Raw genomic sequence first — 25,858 nt, 5'->3', positions numbered from 1 at the left:
CTCGGCGTTTCCGCCGTCCATCTGCCGCAACGCCGAAAACCGGCCGATCCAGCACGTGCGGCCGAGGCGTGGTTGTCCACCTGCGAGCGCGCCTTGCGCCCACCCACCGCTGTTCCGCGCCAGGCAGAGCTGTTCGCGCCAACCCCAATGGCGAATCGGACCAGCGACTGTCGTTCGACCGGAGAGAGGCACACCGATGGGATCGGCGATCGACCTGCGCGTCGCGAATAGCCGATTTCCAGCGTCACGCCCCCCGTGCCCGCTAACTCAGGTTGTTGCCCCAGATCATGATCGACAGCGAGAAGGTGATGAGGCCCATGACCGCCAGGATGAAGGCGCGACGACGGGCCCGTGCCTCGCTGTGGTTCAAGCCGATTAGCAGTGTTGCAAGCGTCCAGAGGCCCGTGAATGCCAGAAGCACCAGGGTGTAGACTGGGCCGGAGAGGTCATAACCGCCCCCTCCGATCGATGGGTATTCCGAAGGGCCGGGGCTGAGGCTCCAAACCAGAACGCCGACGACCACGGCGAAGACGGTCATCCACACATAGAACCCCGTGTCTTTCAATCAGCCCTCCTCAGGCATCCGACGGTCCGAAAATGGATCAAGCCAGTGGATGACAACATCGGCAAACCACTCACCCCGGTCGCCAGCTCGGCTAACGGAGCTTGGCGATCCCGATACCATCGAGTTTGGCGCGGTCCTTGATGGATTCCTCGCTGCGGGTCATCGCTTTCGAAATCGCCTTCAGTGCCATGCCCTTCTTGGCGAGCAACTTGAGCTTCTCAAGTTCCTCATGTGTCCAGGGTTGGCGATGACGTTCAAATCGCTCGGTCACATTCTGCTCCTGCTCTGCCGGGACATCTCCCGCATTCGCGCCCACTATAGCAGTGATGGCGACGGATTTGACCGCAGGGATGGATCGGTGCCGAGCCCATCCGGGCGCTCGGCGCCGGAAGCGGACTATGCCCTCCTGTCCGCAAGCGAACATCGAGAATGCCGTTGCGGCACAGGCGATCGCGGGGCTTAGGAGGCTCGGCGAGCGAGCGCGAGCTCGTGGCCATGACCCGACCATTCGTCGGCCGGGCCATGGCCGTCCATTCGTCAGAACATGTGGAAAGGCGGCTTGGCGTCGTCTGGCAGGAGCGCCTTATAGGGCGTCCGGACAAGGCGCTCCTCGAAGTCGGCCTTGGCCTTTTCCAGCAACCCCGGTTCGACGAGCACGTCCGCGGCTACGCCCGCCATGATCTTCGCAACGTGAACCATGCCCTTGTGCGCCAGCGGCGATTGACCATGGGCCGTCAACTGCCAGGAATGCCCCGGCGTGCCGATCGTATACGTCGCGCCCCGCGCCTGTACCGTCGGCACGGCCCAGGAGACATCACCGACATCGGTCGAGCCCATCATACGCGGCCCCGGCACCTCCTTGGGTGCGATCGCGTTGCACAGGGGAAAATCCGTCACCGGCAATCCCGAGCGGCGAAATGCGCTTTCGATATGAGCGGGCGTCACGCTCTTCTGCATGCGCCTGGCGAAGGCGACGTCGTCTGCATCGAACGGAGGCGGACCAAGCCGATCGAAATTGCGCTGCATGGCGTCCTCCAGGGGCGCGTTCGCCAGCAAGCTGCTCATCGCGCTGACGACTTCGCTGGTGACCGTGGTCTCCGTCATCAGGGCCGCTCCTTCGGCAATTTTCCGGACCCGGGCGAGGAGTTCATGGACTTCGGAGACCATCGTCGCCCGCACGACATATCGGAGCTTGGCCTTGGCTTGGACAACGTTCGGCGCGATGCCGCCTGTATCCAGATACGCGTAGTGGATGCGCGCATCGCTCGGCATGTGCTCGCGCATGTAGTTGACGCCAACATTCATCAACTCGGCGGCGTCGAGCGCGGAACGGCCGAGATGCGGAGAAGCGGCGGCATGGCTGGCGCGCCCGGAAAACTCGAAGTCGATCGTCGTGTTAGCCAGGGATATGGCTGCCGTCACCGCCGCAAAATCCGCCGGATGCCAGGAAATCGCGATGTCGACGTCCTTGAAGGCGCCCTCCTTGACCATGAACGCTTTGCCTGCCCCACCTTCTTCCGCCGGGCAGCCATAGTAGCGGACGCGGCCCTTGAGCCCACGCTCGGCGAGGAAATCCTTGACCGCCGCGGCCGCCAGCATGGCGCCGGCCCCCAGCAGGTTATGGCCGCAGCCATGGCCGGCCGGCTGGTTCGAAAGCGGTTGATGCTCGGACACGCCGGGGGCTTGCGAGAGCTCAGGCAGCGCGTCGTACTCGCCGAGGATGGCGATCACCGGGCCGTCTTCTCCCGCCTCGCCCATGACGGCGGTCGGCAATCCGGCGATGCTCGTCTCCACGCGAAATCCCTCGCGCCGAAGCTGCTCGGCGTGGGCCGCAGCCGACTTGACCTCGCGGTAGTTGAGCTCGGGCATTTCAAAGACGCGGTCGCTCAACTCGATGTAGTCCGCCTGCTTTGAATCGACGATCGTCCAAATCTTATCGGTATTCTGCACAGACTTCTCCCGAGTTTGCATTCGCGCCATAGAGGCTGGTGGAGGCCGCCGTCATCCGCAATCGCCGGATATCGACAGCCCCACCCTTCGAGAGGCTACTACAAGGCGAACGGCAGAAAGGCCGAATTTTACTCAGAAGAATCGGCAATTGTTGCAGACCGATCGACGTTTGCTTGTGCCCTCCGAAATTCGCGATTGCGGGTCCATGGAAGCGCGACGGTTGCTCGCCGCGCCGATCGACTGACAGATCGGTCTGCTCGGAGAGGATCGGGGCATCGTCGGCGACAAGACCGAGATAGCACCCAGTGATTTCGAGGAATGACCAAGGCGACGTTCAGGTGTGTGGGGTGTCGGGCCGGAAGATATCGGCTTTGCGAGGCGTGGCGGTTGGGCGTTCGATCGAGAGGGTCACGTCCGGCGCGTCATGCCCCATATGCAGATCAAAGAGGCTGGCATTCAGCACTCTATCGGCTGCGGTCTGGCGGTAATTGAAACGCAGGTAATCGTGCCAGGTGGGCGTGTGGAACGACTCGGTCCACATTTTGGTATCGCGCAGATTCCGCGTCAGAATCCATCTCCGGGCGCCGTTGCGCCCCTGGGCACGCCGGCGCTGCAGCATCAAGGCAAGAAAGTTCTCAACCTGATCGGTGGCGATCTGATACTCGATTCTGACAGCAATCGGCCCGCTGCGTGGCTTCAGATCGAGGTTGATCGCGGGCGCCTCGAAGGTCTCGGCCGTCGAAACATCAGAATCCTTGCGCTGATGGATGGGCAGGAGCAGACCGAGGACGGCGACGCCAAGAGAGGCTGCGGTCGAGGCCTGCAGGGCAAAGCTCAAGGAATAGCTCTCGGTGATCATCCCCCAGAGCCAGCTCCCGGTGGCGAGCCCGAGTGACGTGAGGGCGTAATACAGCGAAATCGTCCGGCCGACGACCCAACGGGGGCTCGCCCATTGTACGCTGATGCTCAGGCCCGACCACCCCAGAACCCATCCGGCGCCGCCGAGCATGAGCGCGACAGCCGCGACAGCCGGGGTTTTCGTCAGCGAAAGACTGAGCGTGCATGTCGCGCACGCCACGCAAGCCAGCTTCAGGAGCTGCTCGTCTGACAATCTTCGTCTGAGCGCGGTCGACGTCAGGCCCGCCAGCAGCGCACCTGCGCCGAAGCCGGCCATGAGGGTGCCATAGGCAACGGCTCCCTGTTTCAGCTGATCACGAACCACCAACGGGAGGAGAGCGAGAATGGCGATGCCCGCGAGCCCGAACAGGAAGCCGCGGGCGAGCGCCGTCTTGATCTCCGAAGACAGCGACGTGAAGCGAATGCCGTCGGAGATCGCCGTCAGCATCGCTTCGGGTGGCAGTCTCGAGGTTGGGACTTTCCACCGGGATCGCCAGACCACGATCAGCGGCGCGAGATGGCCAAGGGTGTACAGGCAAAACGCCGTCAAAGGGCCGAAGGACGCGAGAATAATGCCCCCGAGAGCCGGCCCGACGCTGCGCACGGTGTTGAACCCGACGGATGTCAGCGTCACAGCCGCGGCGAGATCCTTTCGATCGACAATATCGCCCACGGACGCCTGCCAGGCCGGGTCGTTGAAGGCGATGCCGCACCCCGCGAGGAAGCTGAAAAACAGGATGATCCAGGGGTTGATCATGCCAAAGGCGACGAGAATCGTCAGCGCAGCAGCAGTCACGGCCATCAAGGACCGCGCCGCCAGCATCACCTTGCGGCGGTTGAAATTGTCGACGATGGCCCCGGCGAAAATCGACAGGATGAAAGCGGGCAGGTTCGTCGCGGCCTGAACCAATGCAACCATCACACTGGACGGCGTGATGGTTGCCATCAGCCAGCTCATTGCGATGGTCTGGATGAGCCATCCCAACCCCGAGATCAGCCCGGCGAGCCAGATGGCCCGGAACGTCAGATTGTTGAGAGGCGCAAACGGCCCAGTGCCTGCCGCGGGCTTCTGCACATCCATGACCCGGCTCTTTTCCGACGTTTGTATCTGGGGCGCCGGCGTTGATCCCCGAGCGTGATTCCCGAGTCTTACGTCACGAATTCTGTTTGGAAAGCGCCCGTTGCGCATGTTGGCGCTCCATCCAGAGCGGGCATCCCCCGAAACTGCGCCGGGCGTCGCCCCTGCCCCTTTGCCGTCGTTATCGTGGCGTTCTCAGGACGGCTGCTCCAGCGGCCACACCTCGACGACACCGTGTGCAACAGCGCAGGGAGTTCGTGACACCATGTTTATGGCTTCAGCGAGATCGGCAGCCTCGACGATGGCAAATCCAGCCACTGGCAAGGCGGATCTCATGAATGGACCGTTCGCCGTTTCAATCTGGGCAGCATCGGGATTGCGCACCTGTACCGGTGGCCCCGCGATGCCCATCAATACCCCGTCCTTCTGCAATTTTGCATCATGGGCATGGGCGGCGTCTCGAATGGCGACTGCGGTACGATCGTACCCCTCTCGGTCTCCATATCCGATCGTCACGAACTTCGGCATGGCTCGCCTCCTTCCGCTTGCTGCAATGGGGAGAAACGTACCTGCGATCAGCACGGCCGAACATGGCGTCAGGGACGGCCGCAGTGACCCGGCGAAGACGGCCTGGCGCCATTCGAAGACATTGGCGCATGGCCCAGCAGCGGACGTTGGGCGTTGGCTCTAGGCCGAATCTCGGGGGTTTCGGGACCGGCGAAGGTGAAGAATAGCCGGTCGCGATTGGCGCGAAATGGCAAGACTGACGCCTGCCTATGCACCAAGTGACCCCAACAGAGTTGGTCACTTTGATCGGAGAGCCTCATCGATCGTTATCAGACCATCGGGTGTACAGTCATCGCCGAAGGCGTTGAGACCGATGCCGAATTTTCGCTGCTCTCTCAGCTCGGCGTGAGCCTGATCCAGGGCTTCCTATTCGCACAGCCGGCGCTTGCATGCCCTTCAGCCATCACGTGCAGGTGAGCGTCACCGCACATGGCTCCCCGCCACACCGCGCGGGTCCCTTTCATCGCCATTGAACTGATCAGCCATCCGCAGGGTGGCCCTCTAAGACTGCATATTGAGGAGCTTTTGCATGCTGTCGAGAATCGACCAACTGGCTGTGTTCTCAGCCGTTGCATTCGTTGGTCTAGGAATTAGCCTGGCCGGTACCGGCGGCGCACGGGCGCAGGACGCGAATGCCGATCTGGCGAAAAAGCTCAGCAATCCCGTGTCATCGCTGATCAGCGTGCCCTTCCAATTCAACTACGACCGGGGCTTCGGACCCAACCATGGCGACCGGAAAACGCTCGACATCCAACCCGTCATCCCGTTTGCATTGAACGGCGACTGGAACCTCATCTCCCGCACAATCATTCCTGTCACCCGGCAGCATGACCTTGCCGGCTCCTCCGGCAACCAGTTCGGCCTCGGTGACGTCACGCAGAGCTTCTTCGTTTCCCCGACGCAGCCGGCCGCTGGCGGGATCATCTGGGGTGCAGGACCCGTCTTCCTCGTTCCGACGGCGAGCGACGATCTGCTCGGAGGCGGCAAGTTCGGGCTGGGTCTGACTGCCGTCGTTCTGAAGCAGGAAGGGCCATGGACGGTCGGCGCGCTTGCAAACCACATCTGGTCCGTTGCGGGCAAGGGAGACAGGTCCGACATCAGCGCGACCTACGTGCAGCCCTTCATCTCCTACAGGACATCGGACGCCTGGACGTTCACGCTCAATACCGAGAGCACCTATGACTGGGAGGCCGAACAATGGTCGGTGCCGATCAATTTCCAGGTTTCGAAGCTTGTGAAGTTTGGTGAGCAGCCGGTGAGTCTCTTCGGCGGCGTACGCTATTGGGCGACTGCGCCGAAGAACGGACCGAGCGGCTGGGGTCCGCGGGTGGGGCTGACGTTCCTGTTTCCGACATAGGTGAATTCGGCGACCCAACGCTTGTTCGGCCGCGTTGCGGCGAACTGACGATCGAGCACATTTGGTGCGATGATCGAGGTCATCGGTGAACTGGCAGGAGACAAAGTCGAGCGACCAGCGCTCGTTCGGCCCGAGCGGACTCAGCATCGGCGCTCTTGCGCCGATGGCTCGTTTGCGGCCGCCGCGCCGGCGCACCGCCAACTTCTCCTCGCGATACAGCCGGAAGAGCCGCTTGTGGTTCACGACGGCGTTGTCACGTCAACGTCCGGCGGGCGCAAAGAGGCGCATTTGGCCGGGTGAGAGGCTTAGGCGGTGAGGCCGGCCACGGCCTTCCAGTGCGCCAGCGCCCTGAGACCCTCTTCTCCTCCAGATCAAGGAAGAGTCCTGAGTTTCTCTTCCGGCCTTAGGCGGCCTGTTTTTCCAGCCTGGATTTCTGGGCGAACTCGGTTGGCGTCATGTTGCCGAGGGCCGAATGTGGTCGATGAGCTGACGGCGCTGCCGGCCTCGGCGAGCGTCGAAAACAGCGTGTCATTCAAATCTTCGACGCTGAAACGGCACAGCATGTACATCACAGAACGAGCAATTTTTTCAGGACGGAAAGTACATCCTTGTATGGCAGCATCGTCGCAGCCACCAGGGCGAAAGGAATGAGCGCTGCGGCGGCGACGGGAACTACGGTGGCCCTGCTGACGAGAATCGTCGAGAGCTTGCACGTTGCCTCATAGTGCTTGCCCGGATCCGACAATTCAGTGTCTGGCTCGGGAGTGGAAGCCGGAAAGACATTCTGGCCGATGGCCTTCCGCTCGGCAGATCGACAATAGTTTGTCGCCTGTGCCCCCAGCAACGACATGCCTTGCTCCTTCAATCGATAAAGCGGCGGGCTGAAGGCGGATAACGAGTAGGCGAAAAAACTGATGACGATTGCCAGCCAGCCGCCCATGACCGTAGTCAGCGTCGCTGTGGACAGGCCTTCGTTGAGGTGATGTTTTGCAACTGCCGCAGCGATCGCACAGCTCATTCCAAAGACGAAAATGGCATAGGCGTTCGGATACTGTCCCAGGAACGCCAAGCCGCCCTTGCCGTCGGGATGGGTTGCAACCAGGCGAAGGTCAAGCGTCGCCAACTTGCGAAGCAAGCGCGTCCAAACAAGGTGCCGCCACGCTCCTCGCAAAAAGAGGAACACGAACAATGGAAGGCTGAAGCAGATCGACCACCAACCGGCAAGCGTAATCCTATTGCCTTCGAGCAAATGCTCAACCGCCCATGAAGATGCTTCGGCGGTGTGAAAATTGAGATAGGAAAGGGTCGAGGCGAAAACTGCCAAGGCTAGGCAGGCGAGCTCCGCTCCCCGAGAATCGCGCTGGCGAAGCGCCCAGGACACAATCGTCGCGGCGGCCGGAATTGACGTCGGAGCAACGATTGGCGCGCGCGCAAGTTGGGCCAGCTTCGCTTTCAAGCCATTTTCGACCTGTAGCTCAGCCAAAACAAAAGCACCGATCCCGATGAAAAACTTCGCCCATACTCCGAGATCGGCAAGATAGGCTCCTTGGCCGCGCTCCAAGGAGAAGCTGCGTGGCAGGCCAAGCAAAAAAGGAACGCCCCAAGCCAAAGCCACGAACAAGACCGCCCGAGATTCTACGCGAAGCGCGTTCTTCCGCAGCAATTTCAGTTGCTCTTGCAGTTCGAAGAAAGGTCCGCCGTGGGACGCGAGAAATTCGTGCAGATCGGGATCGAGGCGCAAAGAGGAATCTCCCGCGTTCACTTTCGCTGAGGCTGGAGCAGCAGTTTCGTTCATTTCCCAAGCCACTTCTTGATCGAGATTTTTGAATACGCCTTACCACACCGCCGCATGAGGTCGCCGGCGAGATACACCGTCGCGGGTCCCAGGCCCGTTAATGTGACAGTGCCTGTTGGTGGACGTTGGGCTCTCCACCTATTGGCATGAAGAACAAATTCCACTGCACCCGTCCCTTCGTTGCTCAGTCCGAAGGGACGTGCACGCCTGGCGATGAGGAAGTTCTATCCCCCTATCGCGCCTGGTCGCGGCCCTGCCGCTGCTCGACCGCAGCGATATAGGCGTCGCGCGAGGGGCCGAGATGGTCGCGGCAGAGTTGCACCAGCCTCGCCCGGTCGCCGGCCTCGAGCGCGGCGATCATCGCCCAGTGCTCGGCGCAGGCCAGCGCCAGATGCGAGGGGCTGGCCGCCGTGATCGAACGGGCGCCATGGACCTTCTGCGCCATCATCTGGATCAGCTCGACGAGATGGGCATTGCCGCAGGCGGCAAAGAGCGTCTCGTGAAACGCCATATTGGCGCGGAAAGCCGCGCGCGCATCGGCGTCAGCGACTGCGGCCGCATGGACCTCCTGAATGGCTTTCAGCCGCGACAGGATCTCGGGCCCGGCCGGCAGCGGAAGCTGCTCAGCCGCCAGGGTCTCCAGCGCCTCGCGCACCGAATAGATCTGGCGCACCTCGTGGGGCTCCAGCAGCCTGACCGCTGCGCCTTTGTTCGGCACGCGCTCGACCAGCCCGACCCGCTCCAGCTCGGCCAACGCCTCGCGCACGACATGGCGCTTCACTTCGAGCCGCGCGGCGATGTCCTCCTCGATCAGTCGCTCGCGCGGCAGGAGCCAGCCGAGCACGATCTCCTCCTCGAGAGCGTCCGCCACCAGGCGGGTGCGGTCGGCGGTGGCGGGCTTCAACGCGAGGACGGACATGCGACCAACTCCAATTCCAACATAATTGTTGACAATCCTGTCAACGGCAACGCCTCATCCTGTCATGACGAGCGCCAATGACAAGACTGCCCCCGCCAAACTGGCCCCGCGCGGCATGCGCCGCAATCTCGCCAGCTATGGCGATCCCGGTTTTTCGCTGTTCCTGCGCAAGGCCTTCATCAAGGCGGCCGGCTTTTCCGACGATGCGCTCGACCGGCCGATCATCGGCATCACCAACACCTTCAGCGACTTCAACCCCTGCCACGGCAATGTGCCGCGCCTGATCGAGGCGGTGAAGCGCGGCGTCATGCTCGCCGGCGGCCTGCCGATGGAGTTCCCGACCGTCTCGATCCACGAGTCGTTCTCGAACCCGACCTCGATGTTCCTGCGCAACCTGATGGCGATCGACACCGAGGAGATGATCCGCGCCCAGCCGATGGATTCGGTCGTGCTGATCGGCGGCTGCGACAAGACCGTGCCGGCGCAGCTGATGGGCGCGGTCTCGGCCGATATCCCCGCGATCCAGCTGATCACCGGCCCGATGCTGGTCGGCCACCACAAGGGCGAGATTCTCGGCGCCTGCACGGATTGCCGCAGGCTCTGGGGCCAGCACCGCGCCGGCACCATCGACGAAGCCGAGATCGAGGTCCTGACCGGCAGGCTCGCGCCGACGCAGGGCACCTGCATGGTCATGGGCACGGCCAGCACCATGGGCTGCCTCGTCGAGGCGCTCGGCATCGCGCTGCCGGGCACGGGCACGATCCCCGCGACCCATGCCGACCGCATCCGCGCCGCCGAGGCCAGCGGCCGGCAGGCCGTCGCGCTGGCCAAGGGTGGGCTCAAGCCCAGCGCATTGCTGACCGAGACGGCCTTCCGCAACGCCATGGTGGTGCTGCAGGCGATCGGCGGCTCGACCAACGGGCTCGTCCATCTCGCGGCCATCGCGCGCCGCGCCGGCTTGAGCATCGATCTGGAGGAGTTCGACGCGATCGGCCGCGCGGTGCCGGTGCTGATCGATCTGAAGCCGTCGGGCGATCATTACATGGAGCATTTCCACTGGGCCGGCGGGGTGCCGAAGCTGATGAAGGAGCTGCGCGCGCATCTGGCGCTCGACGCCATCACCATCAGCGGCCAGACCATCGGGGAGATTGCCGAGGCCGCCGAGGAGGTGCCGAACCAGACGATCATCCGCAGCGCCGCAAACCCGCTGAAGCAGACCGGCGGCATGGCCGTGCTGCGCGGCAACCTGGCGCCGGGCGGCGCGGTCATCAAGCATTCGGCCGCCTCTCCTGCCCTGCTCCAGCACACCGGCCGGGCCGTGGTCTTCGACTCCGTCGAGGACATGGTCACGCGCATGGACGATTCCAGGCTCGATGTGACCGCCGATGACGTGCTCGTGCTGCGCAATGCCGGCCCCAAAGGCGCGCCCGGCATGCCGGAGGCCGGCTATCTGCCGATCCCGAAGAAGCTCGCCCAGGCCGGCGTCAAGGACATGGTCCGGATTTCGGATGCCCGCATGAGCGGCACCGCCTTCGGCACGATCGTGCTGCACATCACGCCTGAATCGGCGGTGGGCGGCCCGCTCGGGCTGGTCCGCGACGGCGACCTGATCAGGCTCGACGTCCCCGCCCGCCAGATCGAACTGCTGGTCGATGCGGCCGAGCTCGAACGCCGCAGGGCAGAATGGCAGCCCCCCGCCCATCTCAGCGAGCCCTCGCGCGGCTATCGCGGGCTCTATCTGAGCAGCGTCCTCCAGGCCGATGAAGGCTGCGATTTCGACTTCTGCTGACCGGCCGCCGCGCGGCTCAAGACACGTGATGCAGGGCCGGACGAACCGGCCCGCAGCCCAACCCGGAGGAGACTACGCCCGATGCTGAAACGCGCCTTTCTCGGCGGCACGCTCGCCGCTCTCTCGTTCGCTGGTCTCTCGCTCGCGCGGGCCGCTCCCGCAGGCGCCCAGGCCTATCCGCAACGGCCGGTCACGCTGCTCGTGCCCTATGCGCCGGGCGGGGCGACCGACATCATCGGCCGCGTCATCGCCGAGGAACTCTCGCAGAGCATCGGCCAGCGCGTCGTCGTCGAAAACCGCGCCGGCGCGGCCGGCAGCGTCGGCGCGGCTGCCGTCGCCCGGGCCCAGCCCGACGGCTACCTGCTGCTGATGGGGGCGCTGACCAGCCACTCGATCAATATGGGACTGCAGGCCAAGCCCGGATTCGACCTGAAGAAGGATTTCGCGCCCGTCACCCTCGCCGGCACGGTCGGCCTGGCGCTCGTCGTCCACCCCTCCGTGCAGGCGAAGACGATTCCCGAACTGGTCGCGCTCGCCAAGGCCAAGCCGGATGACTTCAACTACGCCTCCTCCGGCAATGGCTCGCCGCAGCATCTCGCCGGCGAGATGTTCAATGCGCGCGCCGGGACGAAGCTCGGCCATGTGCCCTATCGCGGCAGCGGCCCGGCCATGACCGACATGATCGGCGGCCAGGTCAAGGTGATGTTCGACACCATTCCCTCCGTGCTCCAGCATGTGAATGCGGGCTCGCTGAAGGCGATCGCGACCACCGGCCGCGAGCCCTCCCCCTTCATGCCGGATTATCCGACCGCCATCGCGCAGGGACTGCCCGATTTCGAGATCGGCTCCTGGTTCGGGGTGCTCGCCCCGGCCGGCACGCCGCAGCCGATCATCGACAAGCTCAACGCCGAGATCGTCAAGGCGCTCAAAAGCCCCAAGGCACTGGAGGCGATGAAGCTGCAGGGCGTGACGCCCAAGCCCGGCACGCCAGCCGAGGCGGCCGCGCTGATCGACAGCGAGATGCAGAAATGGAGCGACCTGATCAAGGCGACCGGGCTGAAGCCCGAGTGATGGAATTTGGCTCCGCGCTGCGCTAGGCCCGGAATGGTGGCGCCGGTGAGAGCTTACGCTCATCAACGCCAACCCTTGAGAGCGAGAGCATCATGACTCATCCCATCGAGCGCATCGCCATTGTCGGTGCCGGCATGATCGGCGCGAGCTGGGCGGCGCTCGCCTGCGCCCATGGTGTCGCTGTCGCGGCTTATGACCCCTCGCCCGCTGCCGAGGAGACATTCTTCGCCTATGTCGCGCGGGCGCGTTCGCAACTCGCCGAACTGGGGCTTGACGGCGCGGGTGCGCTCAGCTTCTCGACCAGGCTCGGCGCGGTGCTTGAAGGCGCGCAGTTCATCCAGGAGAACGGCCCGGAGAACGAGGCCGTGAAACGGCAATTGCTGAGCCAGATCGACGCCCAGACGGCGCCGAATGCGATCATTGCCAGCAGCACCTCGGCCTTGCTGCGCAGCGCCATCGTCGCCGAGTGCAGCAGGCCCGAGCGCATCATCGTCGCCCATCCCTTCAACCCGCCGCATCTCGTGCCCTTGGTCGAGATCATCGGAGCGGATGAGGCCGTCATTGCCCGCGCCAGCGCCTTCTATCGCGCGCTCGGGCGCAGGCCCGTGGTGCTGAACCGCGAAATGCCCGGCCATATCGCCAACCGGCTGGCGTCCGCGCTCTATCGCGAGGCGGTCCATCTGGTCGAGCAGGGCGTCGCCAGCGTCGCCGACATCGATGCCGCCCTGTGCCATGGGCCCGGTCTGCGCTGGGCCCTGATGGGTCCGCATATGACCTATCATCTCGGCGGCGGCGCCGGCGGCATCAAGGGCTATCTCGCCCATCTCGGGCCGAGCCAGCTCAAGCGCTGGGACTCGCTCGGCCAACCCTCACTCAGTGATGAGGTGCAGCGCCGGATCGTGGAGGGGGTGGCAGAAGAGAGCGCCGGCCGCTCGATCGCGGAGCTGGAAGCGCGCCGCGACGAGGGCCTGCTGGCGCTGCTGAAATCGCGCAAGCTGGTGAGCGAGTAGGTCGGGGTCCGGTCGGACGAAGGCGATCGATCGCAACTGCCGCGGATCAGGCGGCGGCGCGCCCTGCCGGCTCCACGATCTCGGTCAGGGCTTCCCCGGCCGTTTCCGGGTTGCCCTTGAGCGCGCCGTCGGCCAGCGAGACGACGCCGACAAGCCGCTTGTTGCGATCGACGACAGGAAGGCGCCGGATCTGGTTGTCGCCCATATTGTGGATGACGCTCTCCATCTCCTCGTCCTCGAAGCAGTATTTGACATCGCGCGTCATCACGTCGCGAACGAGGGTCCAGCCGTCACGCCCCTCGGCAACAGCCCGGATAACGATATCGCGGTCCGTGATCGTACCGACCAGCCGATCCTCGTCGCCGACCGGCAGGAAGCCGATATCCTCCTCGGCCATTCGGCGAGACACCAGCTGCAGGGTCTCCTCGGGGTGGGCGATGCGCGCCCCTCGGGTCATCGCTTCGGATACTTTCATCGCAATGGCTCCTTCTCGTCGGCTCCGGGATTGAACGCCCCGGAGTCGGAAGCGTTCCGGCTGAGAGTGTCAGGGGACCCTGCGCCTGCTGGTCGGGCCTGTGCCGAGCCCACGGCACGCCCGCCCCGTTCCGGGCGAGCAGGCCTGCGTGAACCCGTGCATCGCGCCGAAACCGACACAATCTCACCCCAGCGACGACATGCCAGCATACTGAAGCGCCGCGTCAGCCGAAGCCCGCAGGGCTATCGTGCCCAGGGGAAGGATGGCGGGTGAAGCTGACTTGGAGCTGCCCGCCAGTCGCGTCGCGTTGCCTTAGTTACCGGGCTTGTTCTTGATCGCCTGATCGATTTGCCGCTTTACGGCTTCCAGATTGAACGAGGCCGGGTCCTGCATCGGTGGGTAGTCGAGTGCGGTCCGAGCCAGCTTGGCGACTTCTTCCTGAACGGAGACGAACCGCCAGAACTCTCGGGCATAGAAGTCGTTCATGTAGCCGCCGCCCAGGTCATTGAGGCTCTGGCCACCGATCGACGGGGTTCGCTCGAAGGGGTCCTGGCGGATATTGACCATGGTCGGCATGTCGGTGGTGACCTTCGCGCCGGGCCAACCCTGCGGCTGCTGGTAGAACTGGTACTTGAAGTTGTCGATCCGAACGGCGCCAAGCTGCGGACCGCCGAAATAGAAGAACTCATGCCGCGCGGACGGGCCATTGCCCTGGAGCAGATCAATCTGGTTGTAGCCGTCGAGATGGTTCTTGTAGGTCCTCTCGCCCAACGCCACACCCTTCAGGAGCTGGCCGGTGATGTCGCCATTGCCTGCCGCAGCCAGGAGCGTCGGGAACCAGTCCAGCGCCGAAAAGATCCCGTTCTCGACCGTGCCCGACTTGACCTTGCCCGGCCAGCGAATGATCGCAGGCACCCGGAAACCGCCTTCCATGACCGTCCCCTTGGTCCCTTTGAAAGGGGTCATTCCGCCATCGGGCCAGGTGAAGACTTCCGCGCCGTTGTCGGTGGTGAAGATGACGATCGTGTTGTCCGCCTGGCCTGAATCCTCCACGCATTTCAAAAGGGCGCCGACGCTGTCATCGAGCTGCGCCATGCCCGCCTCTTCAAGGCCGAAATTGGTCTTGCTGTTCATCAGCGCCTGATATTTCGGCGACAGGAACGTCCAGACATGCATGCGCGTCGTGTTGTGCCAGACAAAATAGGGCTTCTTGTCAGCTTTGGCCTTGTCCATGAAATCACATGACGACTTGACCAAGATTTCGTCGAAGGTCGTCATGTCATATTTGGCCTTCGGCGTGATGTCGTGCATGTTTGGCACGTTGCTCATATTGGGGTAGGGCGCCAAGGGGCCCTCATCCACGATCCTCTGCTTGCCGATCTTGCCCCAGCGCGGCATTTCGGTCGCGTCATCCACGGTTGTGGCAAAGGTATGCAGCAAGTTGCGGGGGCCGACCTTGTCGCGATAGGACTGCTCGTCCGGGAACGAATACCAGAACGGATCGGACATCGCGTCGAGGTGGTAGAGATAGCCGAAGAACTCGTCGAAGCCGTGAAGTGTCGGCAGGAACTTGTTCAGGTCGCCCAGATGGTTCTTTCCGAACTGCCCGGTGGCATATCCCTGTGTTTTCAGAGCCGTGGCGATCGTCGCCGCCTGGGCGGGCATGCCGACATCTGCGCCGGCTTGTCCAACCGTGGTCAACCCCGTGCGCAAGGGGATTTCGCCGGTGATGAAACTGGCCCTGCCCGCGGTACAACTGGCTTCGGCATAGTAATCAGTGAACATCATTCCCTGCGCCGCCAGCCTGTCGAGGTTGGGAGTCTTCCCTGACATGATCCCCCGGTGGTAGGCCCCGACATTGAACCAGCCTACGTCGTCGCCCATGATCACGAGTATGTTGGGCCGCTGTTGCTGCTGGGGCTGAGGTTGCTGCGACATCGCAGGGAGGCTCGCCCCGGTCAGCATGGCGATACTCGCAGAGAGACCAAGCCATTCGCGTCGACCAATCTTCATGTCCGACCCTCCAGGATGATGCTTACGGCCGCACCCGGCGCCCACGGGCCTCCGCGGGCACCTCAAGGACTTGTTCAGAATGGCGGCCGCGCCGATTTACCGGGATAGCAGGGCTGCGTTCTATTGTACCTTGGGGCAGTAGCGAACGGATCCATTAGCGCTTCGATGCCCCAGGAAGGGGCACTCCGAGGGTCCGGATTGGCCCAACTTCGTCCGTCACCGGCCTCGCCGCCCACGTCTCGGTTGGGGCGAGTCCGGACGTGGCGACGGCGCGTCGTCACGTCCGAGTTGGATGGATGGCTGAAGGTCATTTGGCGCGCTCGGGTGCCGCCATCGCGCCATAGCCGGACATGAGCGCCTTTCGGGGAAGGCGGACTCTCGTCAACGGCCCAAACAATGCGCGTTCGCGATCATGAAGCGGCGGGCGGTCGCCACGCCCAGAAACGACCGGCCCATTGTGTTCCTCGCCGGCAGATCGCCCTACAAATCGGATATCGGCCCCGTCCCCTCGCGGAAGGTTCTATCCTGCCCCCTCGTCCGCGACGCGTCCCGGCGCTCGATCTGGACGGAGAGGCTGAAATCAAGCGCGCCGGAGCAGCGGCCGCTCAGGGTGAGCCTCGTTTCCCCCTGGTCGCCGCTGAAGCTGCAGGTGAGCGAGTGGCTGAACCCAGGGTGTTGGTCCTGCCCCCAGGCTGGCGATGTCGCGGCCATGACCAGAGCCACCGCAAACGCCTTGTCGATAAGGGTGTGTCGCATCGGTCGGTCCTCCCGTTGGCTGAACCCAGGAGAGCGCATCATGATCAGGTCGGCGTGACGCATTGTGGGGCTCGGCATCCGCGGGATGACCGGAATCCCTCACCGGACGAGCCGGCGCCTCATCTCGCTTGCACGCGACAGGACAAACCTAGCACGGCGGTCGCCCGCCATGCCACAAATCGCTCTGCCCGCAGAGACTGAGCGCAGCGTCGAGCTCGATGCGAGGCGATCACCTTGAGCCTCGTCATCGGCGCCGACGCGCAGCTTCGCGCCGATATCTGAATCATGTCAGCCGCTTGATCTGAGATCATCACGTTCCAGTGGAACCGGGCTCACTGCGCCTTCTCATAGGCGGCATATTGCTCCTCCGTCATGCCCGGCAGCGTCTGCACGAAGGCGACGACGGCCCGCAAATCGTCGTCGCCATGGCTGTCCGCGAAGGACGGCATGCCGGTCATCCGAACCCCGTTCTTGACGATCCAGAAGATCTCGGCGGCGCTCCAGCGCCGGATCGTGTCCGGCAGGAATGGCGGCTCCGGATTGAGACCCTTGCCGATATCGGTCGGGTCCTTGCCCGGGCCGCCGTGGCAATAGACGCAGGTCTCGTTGTAGAGACGGAACCCTCGGGCAAGGTCCGTGGACGGTGCCGGCGCCGGCACCTTGGCCGCCTGGCGGGCCACCGACTGGCGCATGGCGGTCTGCAGGAGGAAGAACACCGGAGCGCTGTGCGGCTCGCGGGCGGCGATATTGACGACGCCGCTGAAGACAAGGGCGAGGCCGGCGACGGCCAGGACGATGAAGGCTGTGATGAAACCCGCGATGAAGCGCATGGCACCCTCCCGCGCGGGATGCGGCCCGGGCGGCCACTCTCCTGCGGCCGAGCCATGCTACCTGAACGATGCAGGGTCGAACAGCGCCCGGCGCGCTGCGCCCCGCGACGGCTGGCCGGCAGCACGTCAATGCGCGAGGCCGCCGGGCTCCTCCCGCTCGATTGACAGCATGCCGAATATTGCTACGCAGGCCGGCGAGGCAGTGTCCTCAGTCCTGTTGCGGGATTGAAATCTCCAGGGCCGGCCCGGCTCGTTTTTTGGTTCCCGTGCGTGGCTAAACTCAAACCTTGGACATCAAGCACAGCCCTGCTTGTCCGGTGGTTCATCTCATCGGCGACGCTCTCTGTCCCGCAGGCCGCGGGGCCGGTCGCCTTCGCGCTGGTCGCCCTGGCTCTGACGGGAGACACCAGCGGCGGCGCGGCGATGATCCTGGCGATGACACTCGCGCAAGTGATCGGTGCGATCCCGATCACCCGGGCCGGGAGACGCTTTCCGCCGACGACCTTCCTGCGGTTGCTGGTGGTCTTCCGAACCCTTGCGCTCGCCGCCATCGCCGTGCTGGCTCACCAGGCGGCCGCCTTCGGCTGGCTCGTCGCAGTTTCAGCGCTTGCCGGGGCGGTGAACGGCGCCGCCTTCGGATATCTGCGGACCGTGCTCAACGCGCTGGCGCCGGCCTCGAAATTGCCGCGAGCGCTCGGCATCTCAGCGACCCTGAACGAGGTGACGTTCGTCCTGGCTCCCGTGGCCGCCTCCGGGTTGGGCAGCGTCTCGCCGGTCTTTGCCGTGCTGGTTGTCGCGGCACTCGGAGCCATCCCTGCCCTGCTGGTGCCGACGGCGGCTGCAGCCCCCTTGGAAGACGCGCATCATCCCGATGCGTCGGTCATAAGCCCGGCGATCCTGCTCTGGCTGACATGCGCCGCGGCAGGCGGATCGACCGTGGCGGCGCTCGAGATCGGCGCCGTCGCTCTTGCCCTGCATTTCGGCTACGAGCCGACCCTGGCGATCCTGTTCACGGTGCCGCTCTGCCTGGCTTCAGTGGCGGGCGGTGTCTGGGTCAGCATTCGCAACCGCATGCAGACACGCCGGACCGTGCTGATCCAGCTGGCGATCATGACGACCGGCTCTATCCTCGCCGCGCTCCAGATCTCGCTGGCGGTGACGGTGCTTGGCGCGGTCCTTGTCGGAGTGGTTCTGGCACCGCTCGGCACCTATTACTCGCTCGCTCTCGATGCGCTGGCGCCTCCGAAGAAGCGGCCGGAGGTTTTCGCCCTGCTTCGCACCGCCAACGCGACCGGCGTCATCCTGGCCAGTGCGGTGATGACGGCCGTCTCCCTGTCCACGGCCTTGATCGTGGTGAGCTGCCTGATGATCACGGTCGTGGTCGTCGTCGGCCTGTCCTCGCGCAAAGCCTGAGGATCGACGACCGCGTTTCGCAGCGTCGGACGGCTCAGGCCCAGGATGACGCTGCCGGGACAGGTCAGCGTCGACGGTACGATCATCTCCCCGGTGCCGCGCAGGATGTTGGCGAGTCCGTTTGAAAAGCCAGACCAGCGGCATCCCGCGGAGCCGGCCGACGCCTCCACCTCCCCCGCGTCAGGGCATGGGGACCGTCTTCGGCCGGCGGCGGTCGTGATCGTTGTCGGCGTAGTAGCTGCGCTTGTTCTCATACATCAGCCGGTCGGCGCGCTTCACCAGCGACTCCATGGTTTCGCCTGGCTCGGAGGTCGCCATGCCGAGCGACAGGCTGAGCGCCGTGTCGCCATGGAACTGGTTGTTGAGCTCGACCAGTTGCTGGACATTGGCCAGAACCAGCCCCGCCTCGCCCGTGCCGGCGCCCGGCAGCACCACGGCGAATTCGTCGCCGCCGATCCTTGCTGCGAAAAGCGGCTTGTCCACGGCCTTGGCGAGCACCTCGCCGGCGCGGCGCAGCAGATCGTCGCCGGCGCCATGGCCGAACTCGTCATTGACGCGTTTCAGGCCGTTGAGATCGACCAGCATGAGCGAGACGCGCTGCGTGCGCTTGCGTTCGAGGCGGTTGAGCTCGTCGACATAGAAGCTCCGGTTGTAGAGCTTGGTCAGCACGTCGTGCTTGCCCAGGAATTCGAGATAGGCCTCGGCCTTGCGCCTTGCGGTGATGTCGGTCAACGCCACCTGGACCAGCGACCAACTCTGTTCATGGCCCGGCAACACCGAGAATTGCAGGTGCAGGTAGAGCAAGGTGCCGTCGAGCTTGTAGTTCACCACCTCGCGCTGCTGGAAGATCTTGCCGTTCCAGAGATCGATGAGCTGTTCGCGGAAGGGAACGCGCATCTCGTCGCGGAAGACGTCGTCGAGATTGTCGAGCAGATGGCCCTTGTCGCGGGCCGCGAAGAGTTCGAGCGTGTGGCTGTTGACGTCGATGACCCTGATCTCGTGCATGCAGCGGTCGATGAATTCGGGGTGCACCTCGGTGAAGACGCGCAGATCCTCGATGCCCTGCTCGCGCAAATCGTCGAGCAGGGCTTTGACATGGCGGAAATCCTCGACCCAGAGCGAGACCGGCGAATGGTCGAACAGGCCGCGCGCATAGGCCTCGCTCGCCACCAGCTCGCGCCGCGCCTGCTCGCGTTCGGTGATGTCGTCGATGGCGACCAGCACCCGGTCCCAGCTCGCCTCGTGTCCCGGCAGGATGCGCCCCTTGATCTGGACGTCGAGCCGGCCGCCCGCCAGCGTGTAATTGACGGTGCGGCTGCTGAAATCGAGCTTGCCCTCCCAGAGCTGGACGAGCTCGTCGGCATGGCTATTCAACATGTCGGCCCGGAAGACCTGGTCGAGATTGGCCATCAGGTGCTCGGTGTCGTCAGCACCGAACAGGGCCAGGGTCTGCTGGTTGACCTTGAGCAGGCGGATGCGGCTCGAGCAGGCCTTGACCCGCCCAATATCGGCTTCGAGGAAGGCGCGCAGATCGCTGACGCCTTGCCCCCGCCATTCCGTAAACAGCGCCCGTATCCCGCTGTAATCTTCCAGCCAGAGCGAGACCGGCGCGAGATCGAACATATGTCGATCATCTGCCGCAACGGGAGAGATGGCAGGGAGCACGCTTGTCATCGACCGTTCCATTTCCGGTTTGCCCGGAGAGCTTAAGCCGCCAATCGCCGCGCCAGCCAAGCCTGATTCGTTGGCACCATGATACCGCAAGTGCCGGCGCAGGTTGGCCCGTCGGGTCGCTGGCCGATCGGCCGGCCCGAAAACTGACGTCACAGATGTCGGCAAGGGGCCGCGCGCTCGTCCTCTTTGCCGACATCCGCGACGGGTGGATTGCCCATGGTCGCGGCCCTATCTGCGGGTGACGATCGCCGCCCTCGCCTGGAGAGGGTGACCTTCAGATCGGAGGCTTGTTTCCTCTGGGGAAGGCTGGCCAGGCGAAGCTGGCGGCGCTCAGACGCTGGGCTCGAGCATCGGCCCGAAGAAGTGGATTGCGGTTCTCGGGAAAGCCGATGCAAACACAAAGGGTTAGATCATTGGACCGGATACGATATCCGGTCCTAATGGCGCGTCCATGCGACGACCCAAGCATTCGCGCGCCCACCGAGAGCACCGACCTTCGCCGCCAGTCCAAGCAACAGCGTGAGTGTGCCACAGACCAGCATGATCCGCCCGGTTATCGGGGTGCCGGGATAGAGTTCGGCTTCGATCGAGAAGCCCCACCAACAGTAAACCAGCAGGCTCCCAGCCAATAAGGCAAAGCGGTGTATGTCAGACCAATCCCCCGCCCCGGAAGACCAGCTGATGAGGGCGATCGAGCCTCCAGCGGCAGCCAGGATCAACAGGACTTCCACGATCGGGAAAATCCCCCAATCCGCCGCGGAATCGTGAAGCAGGTAGAAGCCATATCCGGTGAGGAAGGCGACCACCCCGATCAACCATGGTTTCGGTGCCCGGCGGAGGGCGCTGGGGGGCCGTTGAAGTTCAGCCTCGGTCCGCGGCGGAAACAGCCGAAACGCCGCAATGACCAACGCCACCACGATCGCGCCACTGATCCCGAACTGTCGCGGTGTTGCGACAAACGACGACTTCCAGATCATGAAGGCCATGATCAGGATCAGACCGAATACGAACAAGGCTCCGACCAATATCAGCCCACGCCGCCCAAGCCATGGATGGTTCCGGCGTTCGCGGAACAGGAGTTCGGTCAATGCGATCGGCGTTGCGATACTCCACACGACATGGAGCGTGACAGTGAAGACGGTCCACGGCCCACTTATTCCCAGTGCGGGCACGTAACCATAATCGAGCAGCCTCAATCCCTCGAAATTCGGATTGAAGATCGACTGAGTGGCAAACGCCTCTTCAAGGACGCCATAGGCGGTGGCCAGCATCAAAATGCTGGGCCACCCCCGACCGGTTTGCCGGGTCACCTCACGGATGAGGACGGCCCCTGAGCCATAGAGCAGGCTCAAAGGGGGCAGCAGCGCGATCATCGTCGTCGGCACATTTCCGAGAAGGTACTCGGCGATCAGGGGAGCGATGACAAACAGGACGATAACAGGTGCCACGTGCGTTGTTCCCGACCGTCCCCTTCAGCCGCCCGCCCCCCCGATCGGGGGCGGAGGCAAACCTGCAGAACGGACACTGTTCAGACCATTCTGCGTTCAGCCCATTCAATACGGTGCCGGTGAAGGCGCCGCGCCCGTCGCGCAATGGAACGACGAACTCACCAGGCGTCGGGCTCGCGCACCACGTGAACGATATTCGCGGGGTTCATGATCCATCCCCCGCGGAACTCTTCGCCGGGCGCCTCGAGCGTCTCGATCGGGTCGCAGCGGATCACGTCAGCCCTGGCGAGATGATCCGAGGCGCCGGGAAAATCCTCCGTGAAGAGCTCGAGCCATATCTCAGCCTGGCTCACGGTTGGTACGTCGTCCAACCAGAGTCGATTGGGCCCCAACTCGAAGCCGATGGCCGGGGCCTTGGCCGTAATGGGCTTCAAACCGATCACGTCCCGATAGAATGCAACCGTTGCGGCGTGCTGATGCGAGGGGATCTTCATCGCAATGTTGAGCCCCCCTCTGATCGCGGCAGTCATGAGATCCCTCCAGGTTCAGGTTGTAAAAATCAGAGATTGTCTTCGCTTGCAGGCACGCCCTTGAGTTCGCTGCGGTAATAGCCCTCCCTCAGATTGATGCCGTATTCGAGATAGGCCTTCATGCAGCAGAGCATCTGCGACCAGCCTGCGCAGTTGAGATAAGACCGGCCGACCGCCTTGGCGTCCGTGCGCCAACCGGTCTCAGCGATCGTGACCAAGGTGGCTCCGTCCTCGAGCGGCTCAAAACTCATGTCGATCCGCGTCTTGTAGGAGGCCTCGACGCCCGCTCCGTCCCATCGCAACACCAGGCGGCTGCACGGTTCGACCTCGTCCACTTCGACGGGAACCTCCCCCCACCAGACCACCGTCGAACCCGGTACCAACGGGGCGCTGGCGCCACCCACGGTGGTGAAATAGCCCGAAAGCGTCTTCGGGTTGACGACAGCGTCGAAGACATCAGCCACCGGCTTCGAAATGCGTGCGGAAACTCTGAATTCCGGCGTCATGGTCATCCTCTGCCCTTGCCCTTGCATGAGCAGACCATATGTTATAAAAAAATAACATGTCAACAGACTCGCTCGATGACCTGGTTTTCAAGGCGCTCGCCCATCCCCGGCGGCGCGGAATCCTCGATTTGCTGAAGGGTGAGCCGTTCACCACCGGCATGCTGGTCGACGCGTTTCCAGACCTGGATCGGTGTACGGTCATGATGCACCTGAAGGTGCTCGAAGCAGCCGATCTCATCATTGTTCAACGTGAGGGTCGCGAGCGCTGGAACCACCTCAACGCGATGCCGATCAAGCAGATCCATGATCGCTGGATCGGCGAATATGCGACCCATGCGCTGAACATACTCGACAGGCTGAGGTCTGATCTGACGGAGTGAAGCGCGATCTCGCTAGCGGCGCCTGGAGAGACGAAGCGGGCCGACTGAAACTGCAGGCGCAGGGCTCCGCCCCCCCTTTGTGTTTGCATCGGCTTTCCCGAAATCCGCAATCCATTTTTCGGGCCGATGCTTAGTACGATCGCGAAGCGTCCGGCGATTGCTCGGCCTTGCCACGCAATATGGCAACATCTCCTCCCGCCTTGGCGGCCTCGGCCATGAGGAAGCGCAAGCGAGCCTGGCGCGAATTCGACCGACCCGTCCGGTCCAGCCAGGCGGTATAATCCCTGGCCCGAAGGGTAATCAGTTGAATTGCGTGTCCCTTGGCGAGAAGACGTTCCGTGGCTGCCGTGGCTGCCCGTTTCCAACTTTCAAAGTCCGTCGGAAGTCGCGGTTCGTCGGACGCCAACCGCACCAATTCGGCGAAGTCAGCTTCCTCGTACCACGGCACGACAATCACCGTGCTCAGCCGATTGCTTCGCTCCAAACCCATCCCCTCGTCTGCGCCGGGGCTCCTGAACCATGTCAGTCACCCGTCCAGGTCAACATCGCCGTTCAGCGCGGTTCTCACAACCCAGGACTGTGTCAGCCCAAGAATTCCCGCGCCTCCCGGGATATCGCAAGGGGGGATCCTGCGCTGCGCGTGAGGGAGTCCGACCGATGGCGGCGTTCGCGTTTCGCCGCCTCACCCAACATGACTTCGTGGCCTGCTTGGGGGGCATCGTCCCCTATGCGGCAACGCCGGACATGCGGGGGAAGCGGATGTCAGCATCTGCAATGGGCGGCGCATACTGTCCGAGACGCTGGATTATCCTCCGAAGACCCGATCCACTGTCCCGGTCATCCGGTGGGCGATGCCTCCCGCCCCTCATAGGCGAGGATCGCGGCCTTTAGCGCTGCCCGCTCGAGTTCCTCGAGCGTGTCGGGTTTCGCATCCTCGATCTCGCCGATGCGCTGACGCGCATAGCAATAATCCTCGTGGCAGGTGATGCAGACAGTCGGCGTTTCCGATTTGAGGGCGGGAACCGCGGTCATTGGATTTCTCCTTCCGTGGCTGGTGCCGAGACTTTTCCCGAGGCTCGTCCGTTTCAAGTCGGACGCGGCCCCGGGGAGCCCCGGCTCTTCGCTGGGAAGCGGAACCAGGGCGGGATCGTCCTGAATGATCGCGTCCCCAGGGGTGCGAAGGCCGTGGTGCTGCCAGCCTGAAGCAGGACGGTGCGAGGGGGGATAGCTCAGGGCGCCTCGCCCATGAGGGCGTCGATACCGGCCGCCAGTGCCTCCCGCGAGATCTCGCCGGTATGGAGCGAGGCGAGCGTGCCGTCGCGGCGCAGGAACAGCGTCACCGGCAGGCCAGGCGCTGCGTAATGGCGTGACAGTGCCATCGCGGCATCGAGCAGGACATGGTCGAGCTTCAGCCGGTCGGCGGAGAGATAGCTCCGGATCTTCTCGGCGCTCTCGCCCTGGTTCACGAAGACAAAGCCGACATCCGCCCGCTCGGCCGCTTCGCGCGCCAGCATCGGCATCTCGCGGCGGCAGGGCGGACACCAGGTCGCCCAGAGATTGAGAACGAGCGGCTTGCCCTCGTAGTCGCGGATCGAGCGGACGGTGCCGTCCAGGGTGGCCATGCGGGTTGCCGGCGCCTGCTGGCCATAGGTCGCCTTGGTCAGCTCCAGCGTCACCAGTCCGACGAGGCCGGCGACCAGCACCGCCCCGACGGCCCCGGCGGCGAAGCGAAGCGACCGAACATAGATTGCGCTGACAAACGCCATCCCGAGCAACCCGGCGGGGATCGAGAATCCGCCTTGCCAGATCGCCAGCATTCGCGACGGCTCCTCGGCAAAGCTCGACCAATGCAGGACGACATGGCCGAGGCGAGCGGCGACGATCGCGGCAAGGATCGCCGACGACGCCCACCCGTTCAAGCGGGCGTCCAAGCGCCGGGACAGGAGCGCGGCTGCCAGCAGCAGGGTCGCGATCGCGAGGATCGCGGCGAAGCGGTCCGGCGCGAAGACGAAGGGACCGATGCTGACTGCGTTCATTCGATGGCGCTCCTGCTCTCGCGCGATAAGGCCGGCCGATCCGAGGGCCGGTTCCGGCTGCATCGGGCGGGCGCCTTAAGCCAGGCTTAAGCTCAGTTTCCTCTCGGGCTTCGCAGGCAAGAGAGCAAGGCATCGCTATGACGCAAGACGACATCCGGCAGGACAGCAGGCCCGCGAGCCCGATCCTGCATCGCCGCCAGGTCCTGCTGGGCAGCTTGCTGCTGGGCGGATCGGCCGGGGCGATCTCGCTGTTGCCGCCGCGGGCGCTGGCGGCTCCGCCGCCCTTCGTGACCGAAGCCGGCGGGCAATTCATCGAACTCGACCCGCGCGAGGATGTCTCGGCCATCTCGCTCACGGATTTCAACGGCCGGACCCGGTCGTTCGCCAGCTATCGTGGCCGTCCCTGTCTCGTGGCCTTCTGGGCGAGCTGGTGCCCGCCCTGTCTTCGCGAGCTGCCGATCCTGCATCGCCTGCAGCAGAGACGCGATCTCGGCTTCGCCGTCGTCCCCGTCTCGATCGACCGCGACGCGGCCGCGGCCCAACGGCTCATCGACCGCCTGGGCTTGGGCGGCTTTGCGAGCTTCATCGATCGCGACGGCCGCGTCGCCTCGGGTCCGAAATCGCAGATGCAGACGCCCTTCCAGCTCTACGGGATGCCGATGAGTTATGTCGTCGATGCCAGGGGCAGGACGGCCGGCCATCTCGCCGGCGCGGCGGACTGGGGCACGCCGGAGGCGATCCGGTTCATGCACTATTTCGCGCGCGAGGGCTGACCAGGACGCACTTCGCCCGCATACTG

The 25,858-nt window shown here is 64.1% G+C and carries 25 protein-coding genes and 1 pseudogene; 8 read left to right on the top strand and 18 right to left on the bottom strand.

Features of this window, described 5'->3' with window-relative positions; genetic code table 11:
• Positions 1–262 precede the first annotated feature (262 nt).
• The 5 genes from AB4099_RS25260 to AB4099_RS25240 all read right to left on the bottom strand — a co-directional run bounded on the left by AB4099_RS25260 (position 263) and on the right by AB4099_RS25240 (position 5,018).
• Entirely contained in the window at positions 263–565 is a 303-nt protein-coding gene (locus AB4099_RS25260; protein WP_441480074.1) for a hypothetical protein, read from the bottom strand.
• 91 nt (positions 566–656) lie between these two features.
• Complete coding sequence (locus AB4099_RS25255; protein ID WP_038362276.1) at positions 657–836, bottom strand: Myb-like DNA-binding domain-containing protein; 180 nt, start codon at positions 834–836, stop codon at positions 657–659.
• A 266-nt stretch (positions 837–1,102) separates the two neighbouring features.
• Positions 1,103–2,515, bottom strand: coding sequence for a M20 family metallopeptidase (locus AB4099_RS25250; protein ID WP_441480073.1), 1,413 nt, complete (start codon positions 2,513–2,515; stop codon positions 1,103–1,105).
• 334 nt (positions 2,516–2,849) lie between these two features.
• Entirely contained in the window at positions 2,850–4,493 is a 1,644-nt protein-coding gene (locus tag AB4099_RS25245; protein WP_441480118.1) for an MFS transporter, read from the bottom strand.
• Between the two features lie 192 nt (positions 4,494–4,685).
• Positions 4,686–5,018 carry a YciI family protein gene (locus tag AB4099_RS25240; RefSeq protein WP_441480072.1) on the bottom strand — a complete coding sequence of 111 codons (333 nt, stop codon included), beginning with the start codon at positions 5,016–5,018 and terminating at the stop codon, positions 4,686–4,688.
• 297 nt (positions 5,019–5,315) lie between these two features.
• Between AB4099_RS25240 and AB4099_RS25235 the strand changes: the two genes are divergently transcribed.
• Together AB4099_RS25235 and AB4099_RS25230 are read left to right on the top strand one after the other, a co-directional pair.
• Positions 5,316–5,474, top strand: a complete 159-nt coding sequence (locus AB4099_RS25235; RefSeq protein WP_113517900.1) for an EAL domain-containing protein — start codon at positions 5,316–5,318, stop codon at positions 5,472–5,474.
• A gap of 112 nt (positions 5,475–5,586) precedes the next feature.
• The gene (locus tag AB4099_RS25230; RefSeq protein WP_162768398.1) at positions 5,587–6,414 is read left to right on the top strand and encodes a transporter; all 828 of its coding nucleotides are present in this window, start codon (positions 5,587–5,589) and stop codon (positions 6,412–6,414) included.
• Positions 6,415–6,495: 81 nt separating this feature from the next.
• Here AB4099_RS25230 and AB4099_RS25225 read toward each other — a convergent pair.
• The 3 genes and pseudogenes from AB4099_RS25225 to AB4099_RS25215 all read right to left on the bottom strand — a co-directional run.
• Positions 6,496–6,672, bottom strand: a pseudogene (locus AB4099_RS25225) (IS3 family transposase); the annotation flags it as partial.
• 310 nt (positions 6,673–6,982) lie between these two features.
• On the bottom strand, positions 6,983–8,209 hold the full coding sequence (locus tag AB4099_RS25220; protein WP_441480071.1) for a hypothetical protein: 1,227 nt from the start codon (positions 8,207–8,209) through the stop codon (positions 6,983–6,985).
• A gap of 232 nt (positions 8,210–8,441) precedes the next feature.
• Entirely contained in the window at positions 8,442–9,128 is a 687-nt protein-coding gene (locus AB4099_RS25215) for a GntR family transcriptional regulator (RefSeq protein ID WP_441480070.1), read from the bottom strand.
• 64 nt (positions 9,129–9,192) lie between these two features.
• On the opposite strand from AB4099_RS25215, the gene AB4099_RS25210 reads away from it, so the two are divergent.
• From AB4099_RS25210 to AB4099_RS25200, 3 genes are all read left to right on the top strand, one after another.
• Complete coding sequence (locus AB4099_RS25210) at positions 9,193–10,917, top strand: IlvD/Edd family dehydratase (protein WP_441480069.1); 1,725 nt, start codon at positions 9,193–9,195, stop codon at positions 10,915–10,917.
• Between the two features lie 81 nt (positions 10,918–10,998).
• Entirely contained in the window at positions 10,999–11,988 is a 990-nt protein-coding gene (locus tag AB4099_RS25205; protein ID WP_441480068.1) for a Bug family tripartite tricarboxylate transporter substrate binding protein, read from the top strand.
• Between the two features lie 92 nt (positions 11,989–12,080).
• Positions 12,081–12,998, top strand: coding sequence for a 3-hydroxyacyl-CoA dehydrogenase NAD-binding domain-containing protein (locus tag AB4099_RS25200; protein WP_441480067.1), 918 nt, complete (start codon positions 12,081–12,083; stop codon positions 12,996–12,998).
• A 46-nt stretch (positions 12,999–13,044) separates the two neighbouring features.
• Here the strand turns inward: AB4099_RS25200 and AB4099_RS25195 are convergent, their stop codons facing one another.
• The 4 genes from AB4099_RS25195 to AB4099_RS25180 all read right to left on the bottom strand — a co-directional run bounded on the left by AB4099_RS25195 (position 13,045) and on the right by AB4099_RS25180 (position 17,072).
• Positions 13,045–13,473, bottom strand: coding sequence for a CBS domain-containing protein (locus tag AB4099_RS25195; RefSeq protein ID WP_113517868.1), 429 nt, complete (start codon positions 13,471–13,473; stop codon positions 13,045–13,047).
• A 312-nt stretch (positions 13,474–13,785) separates the two neighbouring features.
• On the bottom strand, positions 13,786–15,486 hold the full coding sequence (locus AB4099_RS25190; protein ID WP_441480066.1) for an arylsulfatase: 1,701 nt from the start codon (positions 15,484–15,486) through the stop codon (positions 13,786–13,788).
• A 480-nt stretch (positions 15,487–15,966) separates the two neighbouring features.
• Positions 15,967–16,242 carry a hypothetical protein gene (locus AB4099_RS25185; RefSeq protein WP_441480065.1) on the bottom strand — a complete coding sequence of 92 codons (276 nt, stop codon included), beginning with the start codon at positions 16,240–16,242 and terminating at the stop codon, positions 15,967–15,969.
• Positions 16,243–16,574: 332 nt separating this feature from the next.
• A complete protein-coding gene (locus AB4099_RS25180; protein ID WP_441480064.1) occupies positions 16,575–17,072 on the bottom strand; it encodes a c-type cytochrome in 498 nt (165 codons plus the stop codon).
• Between the two features lie 270 nt (positions 17,073–17,342).
• Between AB4099_RS25180 and AB4099_RS25175 the strand changes: the two genes are divergently transcribed.
• Positions 17,343–18,485 (top strand): MFS transporter, encoded by a 1,143-nt coding sequence (locus AB4099_RS25175; protein ID WP_441480063.1) that lies wholly within the window; start codon positions 17,343–17,345, stop codon positions 18,483–18,485.
• Between the two features lie 180 nt (positions 18,486–18,665).
• Here AB4099_RS25175 and AB4099_RS25170 read toward each other — a convergent pair whose 3' ends face one another.
• The 4 genes from AB4099_RS25170 to AB4099_RS25155 all read right to left on the bottom strand — a co-directional run bounded on the left by AB4099_RS25170 (position 18,666) and on the right by AB4099_RS25155 (position 22,643).
• Positions 18,666–20,108: a sensor domain-containing diguanylate cyclase gene (locus AB4099_RS25170; protein WP_441480062.1), complete on the bottom strand. Its 1,443-nt coding sequence runs from the start codon at positions 20,106–20,108 to the stop codon at positions 18,666–18,668.
• Between the two features lie 488 nt (positions 20,109–20,596).
• Positions 20,597–21,607, bottom strand: coding sequence for a hypothetical protein (locus tag AB4099_RS25165; protein ID WP_441480061.1), 1,011 nt, complete (start codon positions 21,605–21,607; stop codon positions 20,597–20,599).
• A gap of 158 nt (positions 21,608–21,765) precedes the next feature.
• Positions 21,766–22,137, bottom strand: a complete 372-nt coding sequence (locus AB4099_RS25160) for a hypothetical protein (RefSeq protein ID WP_113517861.1) — start codon at positions 22,135–22,137, stop codon at positions 21,766–21,768.
• 29 nt (positions 22,138–22,166) lie between these two features.
• Entirely contained in the window at positions 22,167–22,643 is a 477-nt protein-coding gene (locus AB4099_RS25155; protein WP_441480060.1) for an SRPBCC domain-containing protein, read from the bottom strand.
• A 56-nt stretch (positions 22,644–22,699) separates the two neighbouring features.
• On the opposite strand from AB4099_RS25155, the gene AB4099_RS25150 reads away from it, so the two are divergent.
• On the top strand, positions 22,700–23,023 hold the full coding sequence (locus tag AB4099_RS25150) for an ArsR/SmtB family transcription factor (protein ID WP_441480059.1): 324 nt from the start codon (positions 22,700–22,702) through the stop codon (positions 23,021–23,023).
• An 837-nt stretch (positions 23,024–23,860) separates the two neighbouring features.
• Here AB4099_RS25150 and AB4099_RS25145 read toward each other — a convergent pair.
• Positions 23,861–24,055, bottom strand: coding sequence for a hypothetical protein (locus tag AB4099_RS25145; RefSeq protein WP_441480058.1), 195 nt, complete (start codon positions 24,053–24,055; stop codon positions 23,861–23,863).
• A 197-nt stretch (positions 24,056–24,252) separates the two neighbouring features.
• The gene (locus AB4099_RS25140; RefSeq protein WP_441480057.1) at positions 24,253–25,059 is read right to left on the bottom strand and encodes a TlpA family protein disulfide reductase; all 807 of its coding nucleotides are present in this window, start codon (positions 25,057–25,059) and stop codon (positions 24,253–24,255) included.
• Positions 25,060–25,196: 137 nt separating this feature from the next.
• Between AB4099_RS25140 and AB4099_RS25135 the strand changes: the two genes are divergently transcribed.
• Complete coding sequence (locus AB4099_RS25135; protein ID WP_441480056.1) at positions 25,197–25,832, top strand: TlpA disulfide reductase family protein; 636 nt, start codon at positions 25,197–25,199, stop codon at positions 25,830–25,832.
• The last annotated feature ends 26 nt before the right edge of the window (positions 25,833–25,858 follow it).

Origin of the sequence: Allobosea sp. 2KB_26 (assembly GCF_052115715.1) — a bacterium.
Taxonomy (GTDB): domain Bacteria; phylum Pseudomonadota; class Alphaproteobacteria; order Rhizobiales; family Beijerinckiaceae; genus Allobosea.
The sequence above is the reverse complement of the archived record's forward strand: the minus strand, read 5'-3'. Positions and strand labels throughout refer to the sequence as shown.